This is a genomic window from Actinoplanes oryzae, assembly GCF_030757795.1.
In the GTDB taxonomy this organism is placed as follows: Bacteria; Actinomycetota; Actinomycetes; order Mycobacteriales; family Micromonosporaceae; genus Actinoplanes.
In genome coordinates, this window is the sequence record NZ_JAUQWH010000057.1 from 38533 (window position 1) to 48417 (window position 9885).

A 9885-nucleotide genomic window follows, 5' to 3' on the forward strand; every position below is an offset into this window, starting at 1 on the left:
TCCGCAGGTGCGAGGCGTCACATGGGTTTTCCCTCGCACCTGCAAGGCTTATGCTGAGCGCCGTGACGACGTACCGGATCGGGGAGGCGGCCGAGCTGCTCGGCGTCAGCGTGGACACCGTGCGGCGCTGGGTCGACGCGGGCCGGCTCGCCGCCGCGCGGGACGAGCACGGTCACCGCTCGATCGCCGGGGCCGGCCTCGCCGCGTTCGCCCGGTCGCTGGCGGACGAGCCCGACCTCGGCCGCTCCTCGGCGCGCAACCGGCTGCGGGGCATCGTCACCGCCATCGTCCGCGACGGTGTGATGGCGCAGGTGGACATTCAGGCGGGCCCGTTCCGCGTGGTGTCGCTGATGAGCCGCGAGGCGGTGGACGACCTGGGCCTGGAGGTCGGGTCCGTCGCGGTGGCCGTGATCAAGTCGACGACGGTGGTCGTGGAGCGAGGGGACGCCTGATGAGAGTTCGCTGGATCGCCGTGGCCGCCGTGCTGCTGGCCGCCGGTTGTGGTTCCGCGGAGCCGGCGTCGTCCTCGCTCACCGTCCTCGCCGCGGCGTCGCTGACGGAGTCCTTCGACACGATCGGCCCGCTGTTCGAGGCGAAGAACCCCGGGGTCAAGGTCACTTTCTCGTACGGGGGGAGCTCCGGCCTGGCTCAGCAGATCACCTCCGGCGCCCCGGCCGACGTGTTCGCCGCCGCGAGCCCGGCGACCATGAAGACGGTGACCGACGCGGGCGCCGCCACGGGGACGCCGGTGACGTTCGTGCGCAATCAGCTGGTGATCGCCGTGGCCAAGGGCAACCCGGACGGGATCGCCTCGCTGGCCGCGCTCGCCAAGCCCGGCGTCAAGGTCGCGCTCTGCGCCGAGCAGGTGCCGTGCGGCGCCGCCGCCACCAAGGCGCTCGCCGCGGCGAACGTGAAGGTCACCCCGGTGACCCAGGAGCAGGACGTCAAGTCGGCGCTGTCCAAGGTGAAGCTCGGCGAGGTGGACGCGGCGCTGGTCTACCGCACCGACGCGCGGGCGGCCGCCTCCGATGTGGACGGCGTCGAGTTCCCCGAGTCGGCCGGGGCGATCAACGACTATCCGATCGCCGCGCTCAAGGACGCGCCGAACCCGTCGGCCGCGCAGGCGTTCGTCGCGTTCGTCCAGACGCCGGAGGCTCAGCAGGTGCTGACCGACGCAGGGTTCCAGAAGCCCTGAACCGCCGCGCGCCGCTGATCCTGGCGATCCCCGCCGTCGCCGGGCTGGCCTTCCTCGTCCTGCCGCTGGCCGGGCTCGTGATCCGGGCGCCCTGGAGCACGATGCCGGCCCGGCTCGCGGCGCCCGGCGTGCTCGCCGCGCTGCGGTTGTCGCTGGTCACCGCGACGCTGGCGACGGCGGTGTGCCTGGTGCTCGGCGTTCCGCTGGCGTGGCTGCTGGCGCGCACCGACTTCCCGGGGCGCCGGCTGGTGCGGGCCCTGGTCACCGTGCCGCTGGTGCTGCCGCCGGTCGTGGGCGGCGTCGCACTGCTGCTCGTGTTCGGCCGGCGCGGGATCGTCGGCGAGTGGCTGGACGCGACGTTCGGCTTCACGCTGCCGTTCACGACGGCCGGCGTCGTGCTCGCGGAGGCCTTCGTCGCGATGCCCTTCCTCGTCATCAGCGTGGAGGGGGCGCTGCGCGGCGCCGACGCCCGGTTCGAGGAGGCCGCCGCCACGCTCGGCGCGAGCCGGTGGACCGCCTTCCGCCGGGTCACCCTTCCGCTGATCGGCCCGGGTGTCGCGGCGGGCGCGGTGCTGTGCTGGGCGCGGGCGCTGGGCGAGTTCGGGGCGACGATCACGTTCGCGGGGAACTTCCCCGGGCGTACGCAGACCATGCCGCTCGCCGTCTATCTGGCCCTCGAGCAGGATCTCGACGCGGCGATCGTGCTGTCGCTGCTGCTGCTCGTCGTCTCGGTCGTCATCCTCGCGTGCCTGCGGGACCGCTGGGTGGGCGCCTCGTGAGCCTCGACGCGCACCTGGTCGTGCGGCGGGACGGCTTCACGCTGGACGCCGCCCTCTCCGCCGCCCCGGGCGAGGTGGTGGCGTTGCTCGGACCGAACGGTGCGGGGAAGAGCACCGCGCTGCGCGCCCTCGCCGGCCTGGTCCCCTCCGCGGGGACGATCGTGCTGAACGGGCGGCAGCTGGACGCGGTCTCGCCCGAGCAGCGGCGGATCGGCGTCGTCTTCCAGGACTACCTGCTCTTCCCGCACCTGTCGGCCCTGGAGAACGTGGCGTTCGGGCCGCGCTGCGCCGGCGTCTCCCGGGCCGCCGCGCGTACGCTGGCCATGTCGCATCTCTCCGACGTGGGGCTGGCCGAGCACGCGCGGAAGAAGCCCCGGCAGCTCTCGGGCGGGCAGGCGCAGCGCGTCGCCCTGGCCCGGGCGCTGGCCACCGCGCCGGAGCTGCTGCTGCTCGACGAGCCGCTGGCCGCGCTCGACGCGCGGACCCGGCTGGAGACGCGGGCGCACCTGCGCGGGCAGCTGAGCCGGCACGCCGGGCCGACGATCCTGGTCACGCACGATCCGCTGGACGCCATGATGCTCGCCGACCGGCTCGTCATCCTGGAGCAGGGGCGGGTGGTGCAGACCGGGGACGCGGCGAGCATCACGTCACGGCCGCGGACCGAGTACGTCGCGCGGCTGGTGGGGCTCAACCTCTTCCGCGGGCGGGCGTCGGGCGACACGGTTACGGTTGCGCCCGGATTTATGGTGACAACTGCTGGCTCGTACGACGGTGAGGTTTTTGTGGCGTTTCCGCCGGCCGCGGTCGCGCTCTACCCGTCGCGGCCGTCGGGCAGCCCGCGCAACACCTGGGAGGCCACCGTCACCGGGGTGGCGCGGCAGGGCGACACGCTGCGGATCGAGCTGGACGGGCCGGTGGCGGTCGCGGCCGACGTGACGCCGGCGGCGGCCGTGCAGCTGGGGCTGGAGCCGGGGCGCTCGGTGTGGGCCAGCCTCAAAGCGACCGAGGTCACCGCCTATCCCGCGGACGCGTGACCGTCCGCGCTTCCGCTTCGCGGGGCGGCACAGCGGGTGCTCAGGGAGTTCACAACCTGGTGACGCATAGTGGGATCACTTGATTACTCCACGGAGGTTGTGATGGGTCCCCTGCTGTTCCTGGTGGACACGGTGCTGCTGCTGGTGCAGGTGTTGCTCATCGTGCGCGCGGTGCTGGACTGGTCGGTCGCGCTGGCCGGGCCGAGCATGCCGGGGTCGTTCCGGTCGCGGGCGACGCGGGCGGTCTACTCGGTCACCGAGCCGATTCTCGCCCCCGTGCGCCGGGTCGTCCCGCCGTTGCGGGCCGGCGGCGTCAGCATCGACGTGGCGTTCCTCATCGTCTTCCTGGCGATCGTGCTGATCCGGTCGTTCATCTGATCCCGCGCCTCACGACGAACGACGCCGATCCCGGTGCCGCCGAGGTAAGGCGCTGGGCCCGGTGCCACCGAGTTAAGGCGCTGGACCCGGTGCCGGCGAGGCAGGGGCGCTGGCCCCGGTGGCGCCGGGATGCGGACGCTGATCCCGGTGCCGGCGAGGCAGGGGCGCCGGCCCCGGTGGCGCCGGGATGCGGGCGTTCGTGCCGGCGCGGCCGGGCCCGGGCGCGCACTGGCCATGAATGCGCACGGTGACTAAGATCAGCTGTGCACGATCGACGGTCCGGGGTGGAGGCATGGTGACCAGCAGCGGTTCCGCGGACCGGTTCGACACGACCGTCGCGCACCCCGCCCGGCGCTACAACTACTGGCTCGGCGGCAAGGACAATTTCGCCGCCGACCGGGCCTCGGGCGACGCCATCGAGGCCGCGATGCCGAGCATCCGGCTGATGGCGGTAGAGAACAGGATGTTCCTGGGCCGGTCGGTCGAGTTCCTGGCCCGGCAGGGCATCCGGCAGTTCCTCGACATCGGCACCGGCATCCCGGCGCCCGGCAACACGCACGAGGTGGCGCAGGCGATCCAGCCGGCCACCCACACGGTCTACGTCGACAACGACCCGATCGTCCTCACCCACGCCCGCGCCCTCATCACCAGCGGGCCCGAGGGGTCGATCACCTATCTCGACGCCGACCTGCGCGAGCCGGAGAAGATCCTCGAGCACCCCGACCTCGCGGCCACCCTGGACTTCAGCCAGCCGGTCGCCCTGCTGCTCGTCGCGGTCCTGCACTTCATCCGCGACGACGAGGACCCGCAGGGCATCATCGACACGCTCGTCGGCGCCCTGCCGTCCGGGAGCTACGTGGTCGCCACCCACGCCACCTGGGAGTTCCAGTCGCCCGAGGCGATCGAGCAGCTCACCGCCAACAACCGCGACGGCCGCTTCGTCCCGCGCACCGGCGAGCGGCTCCGCGAGCTGCTGCACGGCCTCGAGTTCGTCGAGCCGGGCCTGGTGTCGGTCGCCGAGTGGCGGGCGGAGTCGGAGAGCCAGCCCCGCCCGGCCGTCGAGGACGTCTCCTGCCACGGTGTGGTCGCCCGCAAGCCCTGACACCGACCGCCCGAGGCCCGCGCCGAGCATCCGCGGACGCGCGCGACGTCGGCGAGACCGGACCCACGCGACGCCGCCGAACCCGGGCCCGCGCGACGCCGGCGAAACCGGGCCCGCGCGACGCGGGCGAAACCGGGCCCGCGCGACGCGGGCGAAACCGGGCCCGCGCGACGCGGGCGAGACCAGGCCCGCGCGACGCGGGCGGGACCGGGCGACGCCGGACCTAGCCGTTGCGCGCGGCCTCGGGTCCGGTCACCCGGCGCAGGAGGGGCAGCGTGCTGAAGATGACCGCCAGCGAGGCGAGCACCCCGAGCACCACCACCACGACATAGGTCACGCCCGGGAAGCGCAATGACTCCCCCAGCTGCGCCCGGGCGAAGAGGTGGGCGCTGAACAGGCCCATGGCCACCGCGAGCGCCGCCGCGACCAGCAGCGGCGTCGCGCTCTCCAGGGCGACCACGCGCCGCAGCATGCCGAGGGGCGCGCCGGTCAGGCGGAGCATGCTGAACGGGCGGCGGCGCTCGACCAGGCCACCGGTGGCGGCGACGGCCAGGCTCAAGCCGGCGATCACCAGGCTGGTCACGGTGACCACGTCGGCGAGGCGCTGCCACGCGGACCAGAGCGCGGTCTGCGACCGTTGCCAGTCGGCGCCGGTGATCGCACCCCACTTGCTCGGGTAGGCGGCGCCGAGGACCGTGCGGGCGCGTTCGACGCCGGCGAGGGTGCCGTCCGTACGGACGACGATCGCCTCGGCGGGCAGGGAGCTGAGCCGCGCGGGGTCGACGTCCGCGGTGGGCCAGGCCGCCGCCGTGAAGAAGTCGGGGACGTCGGTCGGGTCGACGTAGACCCAGGCGGTGCGCGCCCCGGGCAGGCACGGCAACGGGCTGGCGATGCGGGCGAGATCCGCGCAGCTCGCCACGGCGTCCGGCCCGTCGTCCGGCCGCCGCGGCGGGGTCCGGACGACGATGGCCTGCCCGGCCAGCTCCGGCGGTGTCACCACGCCGGTCGGCCGGGTCGCCTCGTCGCGGAACAGGTAGAAGAGATCCGCGGCGTTCGCCGGCTCGGTGCTGCCCTGGTCCGCCGCGTTGGTCGCGATGGCGCCGGCGGCGACGCTGGACACGAACAGCGCGAGCACCATGCCGCTCACCGCCCGGAAGCCGGCGCCCGGATCGTCGGCGAGACGGCGGGCGGCGATCAATGCGGCGGGGCGGCGGGCCCGGCGGGCGAGCAGCCGGGACGCCGTCATCGTCAGCCACGGGCCGGCGACCACGAGCCCGACCATCACCACGAGGATCCCGGACAGGTACGCCGTGACCTGGGCGTCGGCGCCGTGCGGGCGGCGGCCGACGAAGTACGTCAGCTCCGCCAGGCCGAGCAGCAGCGGCACCAGGCGCCACGCGCGCGGCGGACGCCTGCGGGCCCGGCGGCTCACCCCGAGCGGCGAGATCTGGACGCGGCGCAGGGCGAAGCGGGCGGCGAGGACGGAGGCCACCGGTACGCCCACCGCCACCACGGCACAGCCGAGGAACCCGGGCGCGAGGTCCGCCGGGTACATCGCCTCGCCGGTCACCGGGATCGACGCCAGCGTGCCGCGCAGGGCGTAGAACAGCGCGATGCCCAGCAGGGTGCCGGCCAGTGCGGACACGCCGGACTCCACTGCGGACACGGTCGCCACCTGTCTCGGCGTGGCGCCGGCCAGCCGCATGGCGGCGTACCGTTGCTCGCGGCGGGAGGCGGCGAGGCGCGTGGCCGACCCGATCAGGATGAGCAGCGGGAAGATCAGAGCGACCGCGACCACGCCCAGGATGAGGCGCATGGCGACGGCAGGGACGCCGCTCCAGCACCCGTCCGGGCACGAGACGGGCGCGGTGTCCGGGATGGTGCTGATCGTCGTGGCGCCGGGCAGCTCCCGATGGCCGACGATCGCGACGAGGGAGTCCGGCGACGGCAGGGCGGCGGGACCGATCGTGCCCGCGAATGTGGCGGGGAAGCGGGCGGCGAGCTGCTCCGGCGGCTCGGCGGCGAGCAGCTTCCGCAGCGCCGGCGAGGCGTAGAACTCCCCCGGCTCCGGCAGCCGGTCGATCCCGGGCGGGACCAGCGTGTTGCCCGGCTCGGGGGCGACGTCGACGCGGGCCAGGGAGGCGCCCGCGTACGTGTCGATGCGCAGCCGCCACCGCAAGGTCCCGGTGTCGTCCTGCACCGCGTTGGCCCAGCCGTAGCGGTCGGCCTGCTGCCGGACACCGGTCATCGCGGCGACCGCGGCGAGCAGCATCGCGACGCCGAGCGCGACGGCCACGGCGATGATGCCCAGCCGTACGGCCGCCTCCCGCCCGCCGGTGACGGTCAGCCGCAACCCGAAGCGGATCACGACAGCGCCGCCACGGCCAGCACGCGCCCGTCCCGGACGACGACTTCCCGATCCGCGTACGCGGCCACGCGCGGCTCGTGCGTCACGACGACGACGCTCGTGCCGTGCGCCCGGGCCGACTCGACGAGCAGGTCCATGACGTGCTCGCCGGTCAGCGAGTCGAGCGCCCCGGTCGGCTCGTCGGCGAACAGCACCCGCGGCCGTGCCACCATTCCGCGCGCGAGCGCCACGCGTTGCGCCTGGCCGCCGGACAGCTCGCCGGAGCGCCGCTGCTCGAGACCGTCGAGCCCGAGCCGCGGGAACCAGCCCCGCGCCTCCCCGATCGCCTGCTTGCGGCCGACCTTGTTGAGCAGGAGCGGCAGGGCGACGTTCTCCTCGGCGGTCAGCTCCGGCACCAGCTGTCCGAACTGGAACACGAACCCGAAGGCGTCCCGCCGCAACGCACTGCGCGCCGCCTCGTTCAGGGAGTCGATCCGGACGCCGTCGAAGTGCACCTCGCCGCCGTCGGGCACGAGAATGCCCGCGAGGCAGTGCAGCAACGTGGACTTGCCGGAGCCGCTCGGCCCCATGATCGCGAGCAGCTCACCCGGGCCGACGTCGAGCGACGCGTCGCGCAGGGCGGGCGTCGCGCCGAACGACAGCTCGAGGCCGCGGGCGCGCAGCAGGCTCATCGCCCGACCTCCTTGGCGAGCTGGTCCAGCCGGGCGGTGGTCAGCTCGATCCAGCGCAGATCGGCCTCGAGGTGGAAGAGCCCGTGATCGGCGAGCAGGGCGTCGACGAGGCTGCCCGAGCGCTTGGCCTCGGTCAGCTCGCGCATGCGTCGCAGATGGGCGGCCCGCTGCCGGTCCAGGTAACCGCTCGCGTCCCGCTCCAGCATCAGCGCGAGAGTCACCTTCGCGAAGAGCGTGGTCTGCAGGTGCGGCTCGGGCTCGACGGGACTGCGCAGCCACGCGTCGAACTCCGTCGCGCCCTCGTCGGTGATCACGTACTGCTTGCGATCGGGCCCGGCCCCCGGCGCGATGTCGCTGACGACGACCTTGCCGTCACGGGTGAGCCGGGCGAGCGTGTTGTAGATCTGGCCGTACGAGAGCGGCTTGTCCCGCCCGAACCAGGTGTCGTAGTCGCGCTTGAGGTCGTAACCGTGCTGCGGCTGCCGTTCCAGCAACCCGAGCAACGTCAGAGGCACCGTCATGCGGCCGACTATACGCCGAGCGTATACGCCGAGGGAATACCTATCGATGTAGGTCTCGTGTCGGCGTCGTGTCAGCGGACCGCCGCATCCTGGGCGCACCACTACACCCCGACCAGCGGAGGCACGCGATGACCGGCACGACCTCGACCGGCGGCTGGGTCCGCACCCGGGGCGCCTCGCCGCAGGCCCCCCACGACGGACTCGGCTCGCTCGACGGCCACCCACCCCTCGCGGACGTGACGCTGCGCCAGGTGGTGCGCATCGGCGGCGGCGGGCGGCGGGTCCGGGTCCGCTTCACCAACGAGTACGGGACCACGCCGCTCGCCATCGGCGCCGCCCGGCTGGGGCTCGCGTCGCCCGGCGGTGGCGTGCGGCCCGGCAGCGATCGCGGCCTGACCTTCTCGGGCGCCGCGACGGCCACCGTCCCGGCGGGTGCTCCCCTGCTGAGCGACCCGGTCGACGTGCCCCTCAACGCCCTGGCCGAGCTCTCCGTCGACCTCTATCTGCCGGGGAAGGTCGAGACCTGCACGTGTCACGACCCCGCACTGGACGCGGGGTGGACGGTCCCGGGCGACGCGACCGCCGCGGCCACCCTGCCCGCCACCGCCGAGCCGCTGCCGGTGCGGGCGCTGATCTCCGCCGTCGAGGTGCTTCCCGCCGGCCCCGCCACGACGATCGTCGCGCTGGGCGACTCCCGCACCGACGGCGCCGGCTCGGCCCCGGGCGCCCGGCACAGCTGGCCGGAGCTGCTGGCCGAGCGCCTGGCCCAGCACGGCTCCCCCGCCGGGTACGTCGTCAACCAGGGCATCAGCGGCAACCGGCTGCTGCACGACGGCATCGGCCCCTCGGCGACAGCCCGGTTCGACAGGGACGTGCTGGCGACGCCCGGCCTGGGTCACGTGGTGCTCGCCGTCGGCGGCAACGACATCATCACGTCGTTCGCGCCGCGCGGCGACGACAGTCCCCTGGCCGGCTTCCTGGCGATGTTCCCCGGCGCCCCGGTGACGGTGGACGACGTCATCGCCGGCTACCGCGGGCTGATCGCCCGGGCGCGCGATCGCGGTGTGCGGGTCCACGGCACGACGATTGCTCCCTACGAGGGCTCGGAGCTCTACACCCCGGAGGGCGAGCACGCGCGGCAGCGGGTCAACGCGTGGATCCGTACGGGCAGAGCCTTCGACGCCGTGCTCGACTTCGACGCCGCGTGGCGCGACCCGGCGCGACCGAGCCGGATCCGCGAGGACTTCCACGCCGGCGACCACCTGCACGGCAACGACGCCGGTTACCGGGCGCTGGCGGACTCGATCGACCTGACGCTCTTCGGCTGAGCGCATCAGGACGGCCGGCGGAAGCGGAAGTCGGCGTGGATGAGGATGCCGTCGGCGAAGGAACCGTACGCCCAGAAGTCGAGGTCGTCGTGGTAGACGATGTGGTCGCCGGCGATCCAGAAGTGGCCGACATAGGAATCGGGGCGGCCGTTGCGGGTCTCGGAGTAGCGGCCGTCCGGGTTGAGGTATTGCGTGACGTCGGTGCGTTTGTCGTGCCAGGCGCCGAGGTGGGGGCTGTCCGCCGGCGCGGGGACCGGCTCGCCGTGCGTGAGGAGGGCGTCGCGGGGCCACCAGACCATCGACTCGAGGGGGCCGCGGCGGGCGCCGGACAGGACGGCGAAGCCGGCGAGGGTGCCGGGGGTCATCGGGACGAGCGTGGTGGGCTGGTCGAACGGGTGCATGGATCGAGCGTGCCCGCCTCGGCCGTCGCCCGCCAGGGTGCGACGCACCCACTGTCCATGACAAATGTCAGTGGCTGAGTGAGTACTCGCTCATTAGAGTGGCGGGGT

The 9885-nt window shown here is 74.0% G+C and carries 11 protein-coding genes; 7 read left to right on the forward strand and 4 right to left on the reverse strand.

Annotated features, from left to right (window positions below; genetic code table 11):
• Positions 1–62 precede the first annotated feature (62 nt).
• The 6 genes from RBH18_RS19975 (at position 63) to RBH18_RS20000 (ending at position 4488) form a co-directional block, all read left to right on the forward strand.
• Positions 63–452: a TOBE domain-containing protein gene (locus RBH18_RS19975; RefSeq protein WP_306209976.1), complete on the forward strand. Its 390-nt coding sequence runs from the start codon at positions 63–65 to the stop codon at positions 450–452.
• A complete protein-coding gene (gene modA / locus RBH18_RS19980) occupies positions 452–1195 on the forward strand; it encodes a molybdate ABC transporter substrate-binding protein (protein ID WP_306209977.1) in 744 nt (247 codons plus the stop codon). The genes RBH18_RS19975 and modA overlap by 1 nt, the downstream gene beginning before the upstream one ends.
• Positions 1192–1974, forward strand: coding sequence for an ABC transporter permease (locus tag RBH18_RS19985; RefSeq protein ID WP_306209990.1), 783 nt, complete (start codon positions 1192–1194; stop codon positions 1972–1974). The genes modA and RBH18_RS19985 overlap by 4 nt, the downstream gene beginning before the upstream one ends.
• Positions 1971–3008: an ABC transporter ATP-binding protein gene (locus RBH18_RS19990; RefSeq protein WP_306209979.1), complete on the forward strand. Its 1038-nt coding sequence runs from the start codon at positions 1971–1973 to the stop codon at positions 3006–3008. Before RBH18_RS19985 ends, RBH18_RS19990 begins: the two co-directional genes overlap by 4 nt.
• Positions 3009–3110: 102 nt before the next feature.
• Complete coding sequence (locus tag RBH18_RS19995) at positions 3111–3386, forward strand: YggT family protein (RefSeq protein ID WP_306209980.1); 276 nt, start codon at positions 3111–3113, stop codon at positions 3384–3386.
• Between the two features lie 292 nt (positions 3387–3678).
• Entirely contained in the window at positions 3679–4488 is an 810-nt protein-coding gene (locus RBH18_RS20000) for an SAM-dependent methyltransferase (RefSeq protein WP_306209982.1), read from the forward strand.
• Positions 4489–4711: 223 nt separating this feature from the next.
• Here RBH18_RS20000 and RBH18_RS20005 read toward each other — a convergent pair whose 3' ends face one another.
• Genes RBH18_RS20005 through RBH18_RS20015 form a run of 3 tightly spaced genes read right to left on the reverse strand, consistent with a single transcriptional unit; the run spans position 4712 to position 8048 of the window.
• Positions 4712–6856 (reverse strand): FtsX-like permease family protein, encoded by a 2145-nt coding sequence (locus RBH18_RS20005; RefSeq protein WP_306209984.1) that lies wholly within the window; start codon positions 6854–6856, stop codon positions 4712–4714.
• A complete protein-coding gene (locus RBH18_RS20010; protein ID WP_306209986.1) occupies positions 6853–7527 on the reverse strand; it encodes an ABC transporter ATP-binding protein in 675 nt (224 codons plus the stop codon). Before RBH18_RS20010 ends, RBH18_RS20005 begins: the two co-directional genes overlap by 4 nt.
• A complete protein-coding gene (locus RBH18_RS20015) occupies positions 7524–8048 on the reverse strand; it encodes a PadR family transcriptional regulator (RefSeq protein WP_306209987.1) in 525 nt (174 codons plus the stop codon). The genes RBH18_RS20010 and RBH18_RS20015 overlap by 4 nt, the downstream gene beginning before the upstream one ends.
• A 128-nt stretch (positions 8049–8176) precedes the next feature.
• On the opposite strand from RBH18_RS20015, the gene RBH18_RS20020 reads away from it, so the two are divergent.
• Positions 8177–9376 carry an SGNH/GDSL hydrolase family protein gene (locus tag RBH18_RS20020; RefSeq protein ID WP_306209988.1) on the forward strand — a complete coding sequence of 400 codons (1200 nt, stop codon included), beginning with the start codon at positions 8177–8179 and terminating at the stop codon, positions 9374–9376.
• A 5-nt stretch (positions 9377–9381) separates the two neighbouring features.
• Here the strand turns inward: RBH18_RS20020 and RBH18_RS20025 are convergent, their stop codons facing one another.
• Entirely contained in the window at positions 9382–9777 is a 396-nt protein-coding gene (locus RBH18_RS20025; protein WP_306209989.1) for an Atu4866 domain-containing protein, read from the reverse strand.
• Positions 9778–9885: the final 108 nt, after the last annotated feature.